This is a genomic window from Desulfosporosinus paludis (genome assembly GCF_045689965.1).
GTDB classification, from domain to species: Bacteria; Bacillota; Desulfitobacteriia; order Desulfitobacteriales; family Desulfitobacteriaceae; genus Desulfosporosinus; species Desulfosporosinus paludis.
In genome coordinates this window covers 2,794,824-2,812,658 of sequence record NZ_CP144211.1, presented here as the reverse complement: position 1 = coordinate 2,812,658, position 17,835 = coordinate 2,794,824, and the positions used below count along the sequence as shown (strand labels likewise).

The 17,835-nt window shown below is 44.9% G+C and carries 14 protein-coding genes; all 14 read left to right on the top strand.

The annotated features are described in order from the left end of the window. Window positions 1-117 precede the first annotated feature (117 nt). The 14 genes from VZF35_RS14085 (at window position 118) to ltrA (ending at window position 17,785) form a co-directional block, all read left to right on the top strand. Window positions 118-1,074: an exonuclease SbcCD subunit D gene (locus VZF35_RS14085; protein WP_407305749.1), complete on the top strand. Its 957-nt coding sequence runs from the start codon at window positions 118-120 to the stop codon at window positions 1,072-1,074. Further along, window positions 1,071-4,685, top strand: a complete 3,615-nt coding sequence (locus tag VZF35_RS14080) for an AAA family ATPase (protein ID WP_407305747.1) — start codon at window positions 1,071-1,073, stop codon at window positions 4,683-4,685. The genes VZF35_RS14085 and VZF35_RS14080 overlap by 4 nt, the downstream gene beginning before the upstream one ends. Window positions 4,686-4,961: 276 nt before the next feature. Continuing rightward, window positions 4,962-5,738 (top strand): IclR family transcriptional regulator, encoded by a 777-nt coding sequence (locus VZF35_RS14075; protein WP_407305745.1) that lies wholly within the window; start codon window positions 4,962-4,964, stop codon window positions 5,736-5,738. Between the two features lie 330 nt (window positions 5,739-6,068). Then, window positions 6,069-7,319 (top strand): (Fe-S)-binding protein, encoded by a 1,251-nt coding sequence (locus tag VZF35_RS14070; RefSeq protein ID WP_407305743.1) that lies wholly within the window; start codon window positions 6,069-6,071, stop codon window positions 7,317-7,319. Window positions 7,320-7,459: 140 nt separating this feature from the next. Then, window positions 7,460-8,764 carry an FAD-binding oxidoreductase gene (locus VZF35_RS14065; RefSeq protein WP_407305742.1) on the top strand — a complete coding sequence of 435 codons (1,305 nt, stop codon included), beginning with the start codon at window positions 7,460-7,462 and terminating at the stop codon, window positions 8,762-8,764. Between the two features lie 18 nt (window positions 8,765-8,782). Next, window positions 8,783-10,159 (top strand): FAD-binding oxidoreductase, encoded by a 1,377-nt coding sequence (locus VZF35_RS14060; RefSeq protein ID WP_407305740.1) that lies wholly within the window; start codon window positions 8,783-8,785, stop codon window positions 10,157-10,159. 242 nt (window positions 10,160-10,401) lie between these two features. Continuing rightward, window positions 10,402-10,749, top strand: a complete 348-nt coding sequence (locus tag VZF35_RS14055; protein ID WP_407305738.1) for a cupin domain-containing protein — start codon at window positions 10,402-10,404, stop codon at window positions 10,747-10,749. Window positions 10,750-11,053: 304 nt separating this feature from the next. Further along, entirely contained in the window at window positions 11,054-12,331 is a 1,278-nt protein-coding gene (locus VZF35_RS14050; protein ID WP_407305736.1) for an ATP-grasp domain-containing protein, read from the top strand. 10 nt (window positions 12,332-12,341) lie between these two features. After that, on the top strand, window positions 12,342-12,629 hold the full coding sequence (locus tag VZF35_RS14045) for a hypothetical protein (RefSeq protein ID WP_407305734.1): 288 nt from the start codon (window positions 12,342-12,344) through the stop codon (window positions 12,627-12,629). 72 nt (window positions 12,630-12,701) lie between these two features. After that, a complete protein-coding gene (locus VZF35_RS14040; protein WP_407305732.1) occupies window positions 12,702-13,598 on the top strand; it encodes a CoA-binding protein in 897 nt (298 codons plus the stop codon). A gap of 68 nt (window positions 13,599-13,666) precedes the next feature. Then, complete coding sequence (locus VZF35_RS14035; RefSeq protein WP_407305730.1) at window positions 13,667-14,548, top strand: HpcH/HpaI aldolase/citrate lyase family protein; 882 nt, start codon at window positions 13,667-13,669, stop codon at window positions 14,546-14,548. A 95-nt stretch (window positions 14,549-14,643) separates the two neighbouring features. After that, the gene (locus VZF35_RS14030; RefSeq protein WP_407305728.1) at window positions 14,644-15,873 is read left to right on the top strand and encodes an NADP-dependent malic enzyme; all 1,230 of its coding nucleotides are present in this window, start codon (window positions 14,644-14,646) and stop codon (window positions 15,871-15,873) included. A gap of 191 nt (window positions 15,874-16,064) precedes the next feature. Continuing rightward, the gene (locus tag VZF35_RS14025; protein WP_407305726.1) at window positions 16,065-16,196 is read left to right on the top strand and encodes a hypothetical protein; all 132 of its coding nucleotides are present in this window, start codon (window positions 16,065-16,067) and stop codon (window positions 16,194-16,196) included. A 179-nt stretch (window positions 16,197-16,375) separates the two neighbouring features. Then, window positions 16,376-17,785: a group II intron reverse transcriptase/maturase gene (ltrA, locus tag VZF35_RS14020; protein ID WP_407305724.1), complete on the top strand. Its 1,410-nt coding sequence runs from the start codon at window positions 16,376-16,378 to the stop codon at window positions 17,783-17,785. Window positions 17,786-17,835: the final 50 nt, after the last annotated feature.

The window sequence follows — 17,835 nt, the reverse complement described above, 5'->3', positions numbered from 1 at the left end:
GCAATTGCCGGCAACCATGATAACCCGGAGCGGCTTTGTGCGGCAAATCCTCTTGCTGTTAGGAATGGGATCACGTTATATGGTCTTCCCAAAGAAGTATTAAAACCCAGCCTCTTGGTGCAGCCGAATCAGGGTAAAGTAGTCACTGTTGCGGCAGGTCAAGGGTGGGCAGAATTACATATCCCCAGTTGCCCGGACCCGGCTATTGTAGCATTGATGCCCTATCCTTCGGAAGCCCGCCTCAATGAAGTGTTGAATGAGAGCTTGGATGAGGAGATCCTGCGCCAGGAATATTCAAAACGTGTGCAAGAACTATTTGCTGTCTTCAGTCAACCCTTTCGCCCAGATGCAGTAAATTTAGCAATGAGTCATATCTTCGTGCGTGGAGGGATGCAATCTGAGTCCGAGCGTCCTATTCAACTTGGAAGTGCTCCGACGGTTGAAGTAGAGGCGATGCCTCCGAGTGCTCAATATGTCGCTTTAGGGCATTTGCACCGCCCTCAAGCGGTTAAAGGGACAACAGTACCGACTCGATACTCAGGCTCGCCATTAGCCTATAGCTTTTCCGAGACCGGGTATGCCAAATCCGTCGTTTTAATTGAGGGGTTTCCAGGACAACCTATCAGGACTCGGGAAATCTTTCTCAGATCAGGGTTTCCTTTAGTAAAATGGCAGGCCAAAGAGGGCTTGGCACAGGTACAGCGCTGGATTGATGAAGGAAAAGATCTTCAGGCTTGGATTGACTTAGAGGTTCATGTCACGAGTGCGCTTAATCCACAAGATATTCACGGTTTGCGCCGTCAACGCGAACGGCTCGTAAATATTCGTCCGGTTTTTCCCGAAACGGAACGGATTTCCTTAGAAGCCCGCTCTAAACTGCCCCTGGATGAGCTTTTTTGTAAGTTCTATCAGGATAAAACCGGTGGAGCAGAACCAGATCAGGAGTTGGTCAGCCTATTCTTGACGTTGATTGACCCGGATAAGAGAGAAAACGAGGAGAGTCATTATGACCGTCAAAATGATTCTGCCCTATTGGTGGAGACGGTTAACAGCAAGGAGGCGGAGACGGCGTGAAACCCATTCGCTTGAAAATTGCCGGATTAAATAGTTTTCGTGAGGTTCAGGTAATTGATTTCAGTAAACTGTGTGAAACAGGGGTCTTTGGGATTTTTGGATCTACGGGAAGCGGAAAATCCACAATTCTCGATGCTATTACGCTGGCGCTTTATGGGACGGTGGAGCGGGCAGCTAATAATACCCAAGGGATACTAAACCATGGTGAAGAAAAGCTTACTGTAGACTATACGTTTTCCTTAGCTTTGGGAACTCAAAGAGTCACTTATCGCGCGGAACGCGCTTATCGTCGTTCTGGAGATCGGACAGTCAAGGCCTCGACGTGCCGATTAGTTGAAATAAAGGAGGGTACCGAAGCGGTTCTGGCGTCGAAGGCAGATGAGATGACCAAAAAAGTGGAAGAAATGTTAGGTTTAACAGTCGACGATTTCACCCGAGCAGTTGTTCTTCCTCAAGGGAAATTCGCGGAGTTTTTGACGATAAAACCAAAAGATCGTCGTTTAATGTTAGAACGGTTGTTTTCTCTTGAAGCTTATGGACGTGATCTCACAGCTCGACTCTCTGAGCGGCTTGACAGCGCCCGATTTTATCTTAATGGTATCGAACAACGGCTGCAAGGACTGGGAGATGCTTCCGCGGAGCAAGTTAAAGCCGCCGAAGAAGAGTCTCAGATGGCAAGGACTGTATCAGAGCAAATTTTCAATGATTTAAACCATCTAAAGCAGCAGTTCGAACAGGCTAAGGGGCTGTGGGGCTTGCAAGAACAATTGCATCATATCCTTGAAAAGGAATCTCGACGACTCACTATCCAACCTGAAATGGATAAAATGGCTGAATGTCTCAGTTCCGCAGAGCGTGCAGAAACTCTCCGTCCTGTTTTGGCGGACTTGAATCTCTCAAAGGAACGACTGCAAGAAGCCCAATGGAAGGCTGAAGAAGCCAAAAGGAACCTCGAAGAAACAAGGTTAACAAAGGAACGTGCTGAGAAAGAATGGCTGGAAAGCAATCAGCAGCGCCTAGAAAAAGAACCGCGCTGTCTGCGCCAATTAGAGCAGTTGGAACAAGCGAAACGCATCGAGGATGATATCCAAATACGCAATCAGCGTTTAACAGATACACGGCGTCAGTACGGCGAAGTTGATCGAACACGTAAAGGATTAGAGCAAGCCCTTCTTGAGGCAATGGAGAAGAAAAAGAAGTTCGAAAAACGTTCACAAGAAACCAGAACAAAGTTGAGCCAAATAACGATTGATCCGGCCCAACGCACCCGAGTTAATTCTTCGGCACAAGCGTTAGAGGCATATGAAATAGTTTCTAAGCAGGTCGGTGATTTACAAAGAGACCTTGAGAAAAACTCTGCCGAAATAAAGTCCAGGGAAGCCCAAGAAACTCATTCCGCGCAAAAGGTTAAAGCAGCTCAAGAAACAGTAGACTGCCTGAAGGCAGCCCTTGCAGCCAGACAGCAAGATCCTCCTTTACGAGAGGACATTCTGAGCAAACAGGCCCAAGACCTTGAACGCTATCGGCATAGGATTACCAATATTGAACGGGCTGAACGAGAAGAGCTTGAGGAACGTGAGCGCCTGAAATCTATTTCCCAGGATTGCCAGATGTCACGAGATGATTTGAACCATAAGGAATATGAACAGAGCTTGTTAACGCAGGAAATTCAAAAGATCAGAGAGCTGGCTGAGTTCAAAAAGGTTAAGGTTAAAGAACTGGAGCAGAAAGATCTTGCCGGTTCACTCGTTATGACGCTGGTGGAAGGGGAACCATGTCCAGTATGCGGCTCCGCACATCACCCGCAGCCTGCTCAAAAATTTGACAATCTGCTTATTAAGCAGGTCAATGACGAATTCGAGCAAGCCATTAGCCAACTTCAAACCCTGGAAAAACAGGAAGCAGAGGGCGCAACAAGGCTTGCAGTAGCGCAGGCTCAGTTAGTTTCCAAACGGGAGTCAGAGCAAACCCAGTATAATCTTTTAGCCGGTAAACAAAAGACGGTTGATGAGTATCGCAGGGAGTTACCATTATCTCTCAGGGATCTGGAGCTTCAAGAATTGATCGAATCGTTGCAGAAGCAGGAGGAGGATTTACTGTTCCAGCGTCGGCAATTAAGCGACTGGAATCAAAAGCAAGAGGAGACTACACTTCACTTAGAGCGTGCTCAACGTATTCTTGTAGAAACCGAGGAAGGATGGCATAAACTTCAAGCTCAGATTGCCTCCATTAAGGGTGTGGGTTCAGAGATTCAAAATCGTCTCAGCCAACTTCAGCAGGAACAATTAAATCTCCAGATGCGTTTGGACGATTTGCGCGGAGATATCCCGCAGTCCGAAATTCGAAGGACGCAAAAACAGTTTGCCCTTTGGGACCAGACTGCTAGCGCCTTAAATCAAGAACTAGCAGAACTGGAAGAGGAAATGCGAATAACCGATGAAGATCAGCAGAGGCTTATGCAGGAAAAGACCTCTTGTGAGCTTGAACTTCAGAACCTTAAAACCGTGGGAAGCGAAGCGGCTCGTACTCTGGCGGAGCTTAAGGCTCAATGCGACAGCTTAACAGGAGGCAAGCCGGCACTGGAACAAATTGCGCTGAGCAAACAGGTCTTAGCTCGTGTTATCGGGACGGAGGAACATCTAAAGAAGGGATATGAACAGGCAAAAGAAGGATGGACCAAAGCGGAACAAACTCTAGCGGTATGCAGTAAGACCTTGGAGTTAGCCCAGGAGGGTATGGATTCCGTCCTCCGTAAATTAGATCAGGGTCTTAAACTATCAAAATTTCAGACCATAGAGGCGGCCCAAAGGGCACTTTGCGATCCTGTGGATCGACTAAGTATGGAGCAAAGGCTTTCGAGCTATCAACAGGAAGGCCTGCTTCTCCGACAAAAGAGAGAAGACATTGAAGAACAACTGCAAGGACGGACTCTCCGTCCGGAAGAATGGTTAGCCTGGCCAGTACGGTTGAATGAGAAAGAAAAAGAGCATACTGAAGCTGTAGAGAGGAGAGGCGCCACTCTACAAAGACTCGAAAAACTTAAAGAACAACACGAAGAATGGATGCACTTAGAACGTGAACGGCAAGCGTCAAGCCATCGCCTGGATTTGCTTAAGACCTTGCAAGCCGTTCTCAAAGGGAATAGTTTTGTCGAGTTCCTGGCTCAGGAACAATTGGTGAATGTCTCTCGCCATGCTTCAGAACGGCTGAAACAACTGACAAACCAGCGTTATGCCCTAGAGGTCGATAGTGAAGGCGGCTTTATTATGCGGGACGATGCTAATGGAGGCGTGCGTCGCCCTGTCAATAGCCTATCGGGCGGGGAAACCTTTCTCACATCTCTTGCTCTGGCGTTGGCCTTATCGACTCAAATCCAGCTGCGTGGGGAATCCCCGCTTGAATTTTTCTTCTTAGATGAAGGGTTTGGAACGCTGGATGCTAATCTCCTTGAGACTGTAATGAATACTTTGGAGAAACTTCATGTTCAAAATGTGACGATTGGAATTATTAGCCATGTTCCAGAGCTAAAGAGTCGCCTGGCACGCCGCTTGATTGTTACTCCGGCCCAAGCCGGCGGGGCCGGGAGCAGGGTTAATTTGGAAATGGCCTAGATTTGATTGGAAAATCAGCGGGCTCTTCTATAAATTTAAATATTGTGAAAATTTAGGCGAGAGTTTAATTTATCCAATATTTAATGCTTGACTATACAATTTAAAGAAGTCATACTATTCAAAGTAAGGGGTATCTGAAACACAGTTTCTAAGTTATACTGGGAAACTATGAATATGAGCTAGTGAGTTGGTTCTTTGAAAGCTTAATGTTAGGGAATCAATCGATGCACCCCCTTAAAGGGTGATGACAAAAAAATGGTCAAAGGGGGACCAACAGTGACAGAAAAATATGTGCAAACACTTGAACGTTCGCTGGATGTCCTGGAGGTTCTTGCTCATGCGGAAGAGCCCTTGGGAGTAACGGAGATCGGAAACCGGATTCAACTCCATAAAAGTACAGTTCATCGAATTTTACAGACCTTATGTTACCGTGGTTACGTTGAGAGGGCGAAAGAAAATGAACATTATCAATTAGGAATTAAAATTGTGGAACTAGGGATTCGGTTCTTTAATGATCTTGAAATCCGTAAAGTGGCAGCTCCTGTTCTCAATGATTTAGCGAAATTACTGAATGAAGTTGTTCACCTAGTGCTTCCTGATGACGGCGAAATCGTTTATATTGACAGAGCTGAGAGTTCCCATGTTGTGGGCATGCACTCTAAAGTAGGGCGGAGGGCTCCTATGCATTGTACCGCTGTGGGAAAAGCTGTTCTTTCGACACTGCCCGAGGAAGAAGTTCGGCACATCTTAGAAACTAAAGGGATGACCCGCTATACGCCAAATACGATTATTGATCCTGATGTGTTGTTAAAAGAACTTCGGAGTATTAAGGAAAACAAAATTTCCGTGGAAAAAGAAGAAAATGAAATCGGGATTATCTGTTTAGGAACTCCTGTCTTTGATTATTCTGGGCGGGCCATTGGCGCAATCAGTGTTTCCGGTCCTGCCAGCAGGATTCAGGAGAAAGGCATCGAGAGGATTGGACAGGAAATGAAACGGGCTGGCGAAGAGGTTTCCGCAAAATTGGGATTTAACTATTTCCAAAAATTATGACCAACTTTTCTGACTTGATGTTTAAATTAATTTTTCAGAAATTTGTACTTGACGATTTAGTAGCTCAGGTGGATAATAGAGTCAGAAAATAGTGAAACATGGTTTCACTTGTAAAAACGGTTTGCCGAGTCTCATGGGTGGTTTCTAAAATTTGACTGCTGGTACTATGAGAGGCTTGGCAAAGCATATACTGATTAGTGAAACGGAGTTTCACCCACAGAAACATGTTTGCCAAGCCTTAGTGGAGTCTTAGAATCCGAGAAATGGTGCCGAGAAAGTTTTAAGTCCATCTGGTGGTCTGACAATCTGGCAGTGAAGGGGGAAATATAAGTGGGGGTTTTGACAGAAGTATATGAAATGTTAAACACATGTAACAAGTGTGGTGGTTGCCATACAGCCTGTAAAACCTATAAATTGACTGGGCAAGAAACAATGGTTGCACGTGGAAGAATCCAGCTCATCAAAGCTGTCGCCGATGGAAAATTAGAACCTAATCAAGAGTATGAAGATGCTATCATGAGCTGTCTGTTGTGTGGAGAATGTGCAGTCGCTTGCGCAAACGGGGTACATGGTAATGAGCTCGTCATGGCAGCGCGTCGAGATCTAAAACTAAGAAAAGGAATCAAGCCATTTGCAAAGTCTTTTGCTTTAAAAACTTTAGCTAGTCCGAAGAGGTTGGGTATGGGATTCAGTCTTTTCGGAGGAATGGGCAAAAGCGTTCTCAATAAAATTGATGGTATGGATTATTTTCGCGGTATTGATATTCGAAATTTCCCTACTGCAAAAAAACCATTTTTGGAGCAGGTCCCGGAGAGGATTACGGTGCAACGTCCGAAGCATAAAGTCGGATTTTATGTGGGCTGTTTTCTCAATTACTCCTTAGACCAAACCGCTCATTCTGTTGTTAAAGTGTTAACAAAAAATGACTGTGAAGTTATTATTCCAAAAGATCAAGTGTGCTGCGGTCTTCCTCAATATTGCTATGGTGACTTCGAAACAGCAAAAAGAAACGCCCGCAAAACGATTGATACCTTTTTAGATAAGTATAAAGATGCTGAGGTTGTTCTCACTGCATGCGCGTCCTGTGCTTCGATGCTTAGACATGACTATCCAACGCTCTTTGCCGATGAGCCGTCATATCTTCCAAAAGTTAAATTGTTTTCCGAGAAAGTGGTAGAGTTTTCGGAATATATGTCAAAAATTGGTGTCGACGAGAGCAAACTTCATAATTTAAGTCCTCTAAAAGTCACCTATCATGATCCTTGCCATATGATTCGGGGTCTTAAGGTAACAAAGCAGCCCCGGCAATTGTTGCAAATGATTCCTCGGGTTGAATATAAGGAAATGTTTGAAGCCGGTCGTTGCTGCGGGGCAGCCGGTTTAATACAAGCCTTCTATCATGAGGTATCAACAGATATCACAGGTCAGAAGGTACAAAACATCAAGGATACCAATGCAGATTTGGTAGCTACAAGTTGCCCAGCTTGCATGTTGAGACTTCAAGGCGGCATAAACAAAGCCGGTCAAAAACAAAAAGTTATGCATGTTGCCGATTTAATGGCCAACGCTTACAAAGACTAATTAACCGTAAGAATTACATTAACTTTGTATAGGGCCAGACCATTACAACTCATCATGGTCTGGCCGGGAATTGAAAAAATTTCCCTTTGCGGAACATGCTGACCGCAAGTTCTAGTAAATGAGTGGAAGGGCGGGTAGTCATGAGTAACGTCAATATCAGTAAGTTAAAGGGGATTGTCGGTGATGCCAATGTCATCGATTCCCCTTCCGAAATGGCTAAATATCTAAAAGGTCAAGGTAAGCCTGCAGTCGTCGTCTTACCTCAGAGTACTTCTGAAGTTTCGAGTATCGTTAAACTGGCAAATGAGCAGAATGTGAAAATAGCGGTAGGCGGAGCAGTCGCCGATACTCAGGGGATTGCGGGTGGGATCGCGATGATCATGTCACGGATGAACCAGATTTTAGAGATGGATCATCTGAATCTGGTGGCGGTTGTCGAGCCCGGACTTCTTCATAAAGAATTTCTTCTCAAAGTTGCGGAAGCCGGATTAAACTTTCCTCCGGAACCCTATGAAGTCGAAACCAGTTCGGTTGGCGGCTGCTTTGCGATTGGAGATTCCGATTCTAAATCCTTTGAATATGGTCCTACCCGGGGTTTCCTTTTGGGATTTGAAATGGTTCTCCCGACAGGGGAAATCCTGGAGATCGGAAATAAATGTATTAAGAATGTATCCGGTTTAGATTTCATCCACTTCGCTGTCGGAAGCCAAGGAACCTTTGGGATTTTCACCAAACTTCTGGTGAAGCTCTTACCTGTACCGGAAGCTAAAAAGGCAGTGATCGGAACCTTCGCATCTATGCATAAGGCTAATGCAACGTTCAATACTTTGATTAAGCGGAACGTGCATCCGACTCGGATGAATCTCCTCAATGCATCCCTTGCGAACAATGCCAAGCCAGGAACGGAAGGTCAACTTGTGATCATTGATTTGCAGGGATTTGAAAAGTCGGGTAAAAATATCGCTAATGAAATTGCTGCAGTTCTCACTTTAGGTGGAGGTACTGATGTAAAGATCATTGAGGATGAGGCTGAGTATGATCAAGTCATCAATGGTTGGCTTAAAGTCCGCGCCGGTCTTAATGCAAAACCGGATCGAACTCTGGAGTTTACGGTTGGACCAATGAAGATGCCTCAAGCCTTGACTCAGCTCGAAGCGCTCACAGGAGATCTGGGGGTTTATCCTGGCGTACTTGTCGAAGGGCTTCTCGGATATGTTTGTTTGGCTTTGCCTGAGGGAACCGATAAACTTGCTCTAGCCAGGAAAGTGAATAAATTGGCAATGTCCCTGGGTGGGAATATGAAGGGCCTCTTGGGTCATAAGCTCAAAGCTGAAGTTTACAATGATGCAGAAACGTGGCAGCAAACCACAGGCTTGCTCAGTGAACTGCGTCATCAATTTGACCCCAAAGGGATTCTCAATCCTGGGGTAAGTCTAGAGGCTTAAGAAGAAGGAGGTCTGAATATGTTAAGCCAAACGGTTGTTAATCGGTTGAAGGAAATAGTTGGGGAAAAAAACGTGGTTACAGACAAAGTCGGCCTGTTGACCTATGGCTATGACGGCACGTTATTATCTGGTGAAGCGTTAGGAGTCGTTTCTCCGCAAACAACGGAACAAGTCGTTGAAATCGTCAAATTGATGAACGAGCATAATATTAAACTTGTACCTCGGGGTGCCGGCACGAATGAAAGTGGTGGAACCATTCCTTCTCAAGAATCTGTGGTGATTAGCTTTACCAAAATGACTAAAATACATGAAATAGATACTGAAAACTTTGTGGCAGTCGTTGAGCCCGGAGTGATCAATTTTGATCTTCAAGTTGAACTCGAAAAGAAAAACTTTTATTTTCCTCCCGATCCGTCCTCCTATAAAGCCTCAACAATCGGAGGGAATGTAGGTGAATGCTCCGGGGGACCGAAATGTTTTAAATATGGGGTTACGCGAGATTATATTTTGGGTGTAGAAGTCGTTCTCCCGAATGGCAAGGTCATCCAAACAGGAGGGCGTAATTTCCAAAGTGAGCCGGGTTACGATTTGACTCGAATCATAGTTGGCGCGGAAGGAACTCTGGGATTGGTCACCAAAGTTTTCGTTCGTATCATACCGATACCTAGAGCCAAGAAAACAATGCTGGCTATTTACGACAAAGTTGAAGATGCTTCTCAGACGGTTGCCGATATCGTTGCTGCCGGGATTATTCCGACAACTCTGGAATTAATGGATAATTTGCTGATCAATACGACGGAAGATTTTAGCCATGCCGGGCTTCCCCGTGATGCTGGAGCTGTTCTCATTATTGAGGTTGACGGATATCCGGAAGATATGGACGGGCAAGTCAAGACGATTGGTGAAATAGCCAATAAAATAGCTAAAGAATTTAAAGTCGCTCAAACGGCAAGTGAAGTGGATCAAATTTGGACTTCAAGGCGCTGTGCTTTCGGATCGGTTGCTCGCGTTAGACCATCCTATGGTGTTAATGATATTACAGTTCCGAGGAGTAATTTCCCGAAAGCCATTGCGGGAGTCCTTAAAGTAGCAAAAGATTTTGGTGTGACGATCGGAGTTGTGGCCCATGCAGGTGACGGAAATCTTCATCCTCTGATTCTTTTCGATCAACGGGATAAAGAGGAAACTGAAACCGTCCATGCTGCCGAACAGGCGCTCTGCATGATGGCTCTTGATCTTAAGGGTACCATAAGTGGTGAGCATGGAATCGGGCTCGTCAAGAAGAAGTATCTGGATAAAGAGTTTACACCCGCTGCTATGGATGCTTTTAGAAAAATTAAGAGAAGCTTTGATCCGAGCAATCGCTTTAACCCAGGGAAGGTCATCGACCTGTAATCACTTCCAAGACACTCGCTTCCATAAAGATTTCAATCCGCTTTAACCCCGGAAAGATTATAAACCTATAACAGTCTAAAAATTCGCCTCAATAAGTCGTCTAAAGATGGCTTGGGAAAATCATCCTAAAGGATAATTTATAGCACTGTGGTTATGATAGATTGTGAGAATAGCAGGCAGTTGGTGAAATAATTCTAACGCCTGCTTTCTTATAATGAGTTAATAAGTTGGGAGGCTGTTTCGTGGAAGAAAGAGTTTTTTCGTTGGAAAAATTGGCTCGGTTTGATGCGAACGTTCCTCAGAAAGTGATGGTTTACCAATCGGATAAAACCTTAGGTGCAATGTGGTGTCTGGAACCCGGTCAAGAAGTATTTCTTCATCAACATCCTAATGCGGATGATGTTTGGATATGCCTTGAAGGAGAGTCCGGACTTTATTTTGCTGGGGATGGTCAAGAGGTTGATATTAAAAAGGGTATGGCAATTTTAGCGAAGGCTGGGCAAACTCATGGTATGCGTAATACCGGCACAAATCGCTTTGTGTTTATTGGCATTGCCGGTCCTACACCGGTGGAAACCATTAAATTATGAAAATAAAACAGTGTTTTAATCCATAAATTTATTTTATCGTAAGCCCCATAAAGACTCTCAATTAAAGTGTTGACTAATCTGAAAATACGTAAGATAATGGTGTAGGGGATAATGAAACCGTGTTTTGAATAATGAAACAAACCCTCTTGGAAACTTGTTATTAGCATTAAGGATTTTAGTAAGCCCTAACGCCAGTGGTATAACAGTGTAGGAGGGAGGGAATTTCTCTTCATTGTAATTTAGTAGCTATTCCAGGTTCGAACCCAAGTAGTTACAGAAAATTTCATTATGGAAGTGATAACGAATGGCAAAATTTCTCGAATATCAAGGAAAAGAATGGCTCAGGAAAGCTGGAATGCCGGTACCCCTAGGAAGAGTAGCAGCTAATCCTGAGGAAGCACGCCAGATTGCTGAGGAAATCGGCAAGCCTGTAGCTGTAAAAGGTCAGCTCCAAGCTGGAGGACGTGGTAAAGCTGGAATCGTTAAATTAGTCAATACGCCGGATGAGGCAGCTGCGGCTGCTGCGGAAATTCTCGCAAAAACAATAAAAGGTATGCCAATTCATCAAGTCCTCGTTGAAGAAAAATTGGATATTAAAAAAGAGTTTTATTGTTCGTTCGTGGTAAATGGAGCCCGAGAGGCGCGTTCTCCTATGCTGATGTTTAGTACAGAAGGCGGCATGGACATTGAAAGCGTACCGGAAGAATTACTTTTGAAAATAAATATTGACCCAATTAACGGTTTGCAGCCTTATGACGCTGTTGATCTTTGTGCTCGGGCTGGAATTCCGGCACAAGACCTAAGCAAGTTTGCAAGCTTCTTCACGAAACTTTCTCAGACGTATAAGAAATATGACTGTCAAACGTTAGAGATCAATCCGTTCGTTATGACCGGTGAGGGGAACTTAGTTTGCGCCGACTGCAAGATGGAGATTGATAATAGTTCCGTGGGGCGTCATCCGGAATTCGGCATTGCTATTGCTCGTGACTTACCGGGTGCACCGACAGAACTAGACCTTATCGGTTGGAGCATCGAGGAGACAGATGCTCGAGGAACAGGCTTCCTGATGAACATGGGCTATGATGAAGTGAGCCCCGGTTATATCGGCTACCATCCGATCGGTGGCGGTTCCGCAATGATGGGCTTGGATGCCTTAAACCAAGTTGGCTTAAAGCCTGCTAACTATGCAGATACCAGCGGTAATCCAGTTGGTTCGAAAATTTATCGAGTCGCAAAATGTGTCCTTTCCCAGCCGAATATTGACGGATACGTGCTCGGTGGATTCATGATGGCCAATCAAGAACAGTGGCATCATGCTCATGCAATCGTTAAGGCTCTTAGAGAAATCCTTCCTACTCAAAAGCCAGGTTTGCCTTGTGTCTTACTGCTCTGTGGCAACAGGGAAGATGAATCTCTCGAAATCCTCAAAAAAGGACTTGCTGATTTGATGACACCAGACGGTCCTGGCAGGAGAATCGAGATTTATGGTAAAGAGCACGTAACAGATACCAAGTTTATCGGCCAAAGACTCTTGGCTCTCAGTAAAGAATATCGAGCTGAGAAAGAAGCTCAAGGAAAGTAGGGGAAAACCAGTGCTGGAATTCGCAGAAAAAAGTCTTAAGGTAATCATCGATACCAGCAAGTGTGATACATGCGAAACTAAAGCATGTGCTGACGCGTGCAAAAAGTATGCCAGAGGGTTGCTCGGCATTAATGATCAAGGTAAAGCATCCGTTGAACACCGCACTACAGAAGAGTGCTTGCGTCTTGGTACAGAGTGCTTGGCTTGTGAGTTTGCCTGTAAAACCTTGGGTAATAATGCCATTACGATTGAAATTCCTATTAAAGGTTTGGATGAGTACCTTAAGAAACGTCAATAACGTCATGAACTTTGTAAAGTAGGTTTGGATATAGGGTATAAACCTAGCAAATTGTTAAATGAGGGATTTATAATGGGCATTTTGATCAATAAACAAACCAAAGTAATTGTTCAAGGGATTACGGGTCGAGAAGGGTCTGTCCGAACAAAGTATATGAAAGAATATGGTACCAATGTCATTGGCGGAACGAGTCCGGGAAAAGCCGGAGAACAAGTTCATGAAATACCCGTATTCAATACCGTTAAAGAGATTGTTCGTGAACAAGGCGAGATCGATTTCAGCGTTATTTTTGTTCCAGGCCGTGCCCTGAAGACCGCAGTGTTCGAGGCGGCCGATGCTGGTGTCAAAAATATTATCCCTTGTGTTGAAGGTACCCCTATTCACGACATTATGGAAATGATAGCTTATGCCGAATCCAAAGGTTCTAGACTTCTTGGACCAGGATCGATTGGAATTATCACTCCAGGAGAAGCCGTTGTCGGTTGGCTCGGCGGAAATAAGGAGTGGGCCAATAAATTCTTTATAAAAGGGAACATTGGTGTTTTCTCCCGCAGCGGCGGACAGTCTGGAACTATTCCTTGGCTGTTAAGAGAAGGTGGATTTGGAGTTAGTACCGTAATCCACACGGGAACAGAACCCGTTCTCGGGACTTCGATGGCTGATTTGCTTCCGTTGTTTGAAGCAGATCCGGAAACGGCCGGTGTGGCAGTTTATGCAGAAATCGGCGGATCTCAAGAAGAAGAGTGCGCTGAAGTCATTGCAGCAGGCGGATTTACCAAGCCTTTTGTCGTATACGTAGCTGGTGCTTGGGCTCCGGCTGGTCAGAGATTCTCTCATGCTTCCAACATCGTGGAACGAGGCCGTGGATCGGCGCAGAGCAAAATGGAAGCTATTACAAAAGCAGGCGGATTTGTCGCCGAAACGCCAACGGATATTCCCATTATCTTAAGAGAAAAAGTCAAAGCTTAATTAGTTTGTCTTTCCTAGAGTAGGATCTAGGGATCAACTTAATAAAAAATATTTAGGGGGTAAACATCATGGCAATTATGAGATCTGTTATGTATATTCCTGGTAACAATCCAAAAATGGTAGCGAAAGCTCCTGAGTTTCCTGCCGATATTATTACTCTGGACCTCGAAGACTCTGTCCCACCAGCTGAGAAAGAAGCTGCACGTAAAATAGTTGCTGAAAACCTCAAATATGCTGGCACAAACGGTGCACAAGTTTTTGTACGTATCAACAACTGGGAAACTGAATTGACCAATGACGACTTAGAAGCAATTGTATACGAAGGTCTCCACGGTGTCACCTTAGCAAAAACAGGCTGCGCTGCAGACGTGCAACGCCTCGATTGGAAACTGGAAGAACTCGAGCGTCGTCGTGGCTTAGAAGTAGGGAGCGTTAAGATTTCCATGCTTCTGGAAACTGCTAAAGGGATCATCAATGCTGCTGAGTGCTGCTTAGCCAGCAAACGTAATGTCAACGCTATCTTCGGTGCCGTAGACTATTGCCGTGATATGCGCGTGAAATTGACCAACGAAGGCGTTGAACAACAATATGGTCGTGCACATGTGGCTGTTGCCTGCCGTGCCGCCAGAATCATCGCTATTGATGCTCCATTCGTTGATTTCAAAAATATCGAAGCTTTCGAGAAAAACGTTGCCGAAGGCCGTCAAATGGGTTATGAAGGCCGTATGATTATCCATCCAGGACAAATCGAGCCTTCCAACCGTATGTATGCTCCAGATCCAGCCGATGTGGAATGGGCAGCCGGCGTTGTAAAAGTCTTTGAAGAAGAAGGCATTGCCAAAGGCAAAGCTTCCGTTTCTTACAATGGTAAAATGGTAGACACCCCAGTTTACCTTAATGCTCAAGATATTTTAGCAGCACAAGCTGAGATCGACGCCAAAAACGCCTAATGTAAGTGAAGCCTGGTCACTTCTTTAAGTGGCCAGGCTTTCTGATTCTTAGTCACTTTAAATCAAACGCAGGATGAGAAAGGATCGGTGTAGTTATGGGCCTTCGTGAAGATGCTCTTAATCTCCATAAAAACAACAAAGGCAAGATTGCCGTCGTAAGTAAAGTTCCTGTTCGCAATGGTGATGATCTTAGCCTTGCTTATTCTCCTGGAGTAGCAGAACCTTGCTTGGAGATTGCTAAAGACCCAGCTTTGGTCAATGTTTATACAAACCGTGAAAATTTAACGGCTGTCGTATCTACTGGGTCTGCGGTTTTAGGCCTTGGCAATATCGGTGCTCGTGCTGCCATGCCGGTTATGGAGGGAAAAGGAATTCTCTTCAAGACTTTCGGGAATGTAGATGCTTTCCCCATTTGCTTAGACACCAAAGACAGTGACAAAGTCGTTGAAGCTGTTAAGCTAATGGAACCTACGTTTGGTTCCATTAACCTGGAAGACATCAAAGCTCCTGAGTGTTTCTATATTGAAGAGAAACTCAAAGAGATTTATGATGGACCGATTTTCCATGATGACCAACATGGAACTGCCGTTGTCACCATGGCCGGATTGGTAAATGCTCTGAAAGTAGTTAAGAAAGAACTTAAAGATGTTAAGATTGTCGTTAATGGTGCCGGTGCCGCCGGAATGGCCATTACGAAACTCTTAATGAGCATGGGCCTTCAAAACGTAATCATGCTCGATACCAAGGGTACGATCTATGAAGGTCGACCTGAAGGCATGAATAAATACAAAGATGAAATCGCCCTGAAAACGAACCGTGACTTTGTGAAGGGTAATTTAGCAGATGCCTTAAAAGGCGCTGACGTCTTTGTCGGAGTTTCCGGTGCAAACCTCGTGACCAAAGAAATGGTTAAATCCATGGCTCCAAATCCAATCGTTTTTGCTCAAGCAAATCCGGTTCCAGAAATCTGGCCTGCCGATGCTAAAGAAGCTGGGGCTGCTGTTGTTGGTACAGGTCGTTCTGACTACCCGAACCAAGTCAATAATGTCTTAGCCTTCCCAGGAATTTTCCGCGGTGCCATTGATGCTGGAGCAAAAGCCATCAACGAAGAAATGAAAGTTGCAGCAGCTTACGCTATTGCTGGTATCGTAACAAGTGAAGAACTCAATGCAGAATATGTAATACCTAAAGCCTTTGACTTACGTGTTGGACCCGCTGTCGCTGCGGCAGTTGCTAAAGCAGCGATGGATACCGGAGTTGCTACTCACAACGTTGACCCCGAGGAAGTTGCCGCTAACCTTCGTAAGTATTACGAGAGTAAATAATTAGTCTGTTTTGACGGCATCGTCTCGAATAATGTGTTGACCTGCAGTTGAAGAAAAGAATTGACGGGATGCTTACTGGCCAGTAAGTATCCCGTTTCGTGTGCGCCACGCATGACGATTAACTAGACGGTGAAAGTCCGATATGGGGGTATGTAGCGACCAACCATTAGCTTAAGGCAAGGGTGTCCATCGTGAGGTGGAATCTGAAGGAAGCCGGCGGCAAAATTCTGACCCGAGGAACACGAACAGCATCAGGCGCAAAACGTGGGGTAAGACTGCACGACAAGTTAAAGCCCAAAAGCTACACAGACACGCCAGCGTAAATGTTGCGGGTACATGGAATGAAAGTGAATCGTCTTACCGTGGGAGGCCTCACGGACGGGTGGAAACAGAGTAAGAAACCCGGTTGAAACAAGATTTATCGTGAGGAGTCAGCAGAAGCCATAGTACAGAGGTGATCTAGACACCGACGGAAGGGCTGAACCAAAGGAGGTGTGGGTCAATGAAAGTTACTGAAAGTGGTAATTTAAAACACAGACAACTTCGAATTGAAGACTATCTGCAAAGGGTATCTGCGGAACAGAAAGAGTATGCAGAAGTGTGCGAGCTACCTAAGATGACTGAAACCGACAACACCAACACAAATGAGCAGACGAATGGGTTGCTTGAGCAAATCCTTAGCACTGAAAATCTAAACCAGGCCTATAGGCAGGTTAAAAGAAACAAGGGCGCAGGTGGAATTGATGGTATGCAGGTAGATGAACTTCTACCCTTCTTGAAAGAACACAAGGATGAACTATTGCAATCTCTCCGGGATGGTAAATACCGTCCAAAACCCGTACGGAGGGTAGAAATACCCAAAGAGAACGGAAAGACCAGAAAACTAGGAATACCCACCGTCTTAGACAGGTTAATTCAACAAGCGATAACTCAAGTTCTAAGTCCCATCTTTGAGAAACAGTTTTCAGACAATAGTTTTGGATTTCGACCGAATCGTAGTGCCCATGGGGCATTAAGAAGATGCCAAACCTATATAACAGTAGGTTACAAATATGTAGTTGATATGGATTTGGCCCAATATTTCGATACGGTAAACCAAAGTAAGCTTATCCAAATTTTGTCGGAGACGATAAGAGATGGCCGGGTCGTATCGCTGATTCACAAATTCCTGAAAGCAGGAGTTATGACCAATGGAATGTTTGAAGAAAGTCCAGAAGGTGTACCACAAGGAGGCCCCCTGAGCCCATTACTTGGCAACATAATGCTTAACGAATGTGACCACGAACTGGGAAAGCGGAAACACCACTTTGTACGTTATGCAGACGATATGATGATCTTCTGCAAAAGTAAAAAGGCGGCAAAACGAACACTTGATCACATTCTCCCTTATATCGAAGGGAAACTATTTCTGAAGGTAAATAGGGAGAAAACGAAGGTCGCTCATGTAAACTATGTCAAGTTTTTGGGATATAGCTTTTACATTTACAGGGGAGAAGGGCGCCTGAGAATCCACCCAAAAAGCATCCAGAAGCTTAAGGATAAAATCCGAGGAGTTACTGGGCGTAGCAATGGGATGGGAATCGAAGAGCGCAGAACTAAACTCAATCAAGTAGTACGAGGCTGGACGAATTACTTCAAACCTGCCGATGCAAAGAACCTACTCAAGGACCTGGATGAATGGACGAGAAGTCGCATACGAATGGCAACTTGGAAGCGATGGAAGAAAACCCGAACAAGGTTTGAGAACCTGAAGAAAGCGGGCATTACCAAGGAACAAGCATGGATGTGGGCAAACACAAGAAAAGGCTATTGGCGCGTTGCCCATAGCCCTATTCTGACAAAAGCTCTATCCAATGAGCGTTTCAGACGAATCGGATACCTTAGTTTTAGTGAATGTTATTCTGCGAAATAATGTATAAACTTTGGAAGCGCCGTATACCGAACGGTACGTACGGTGCTGTG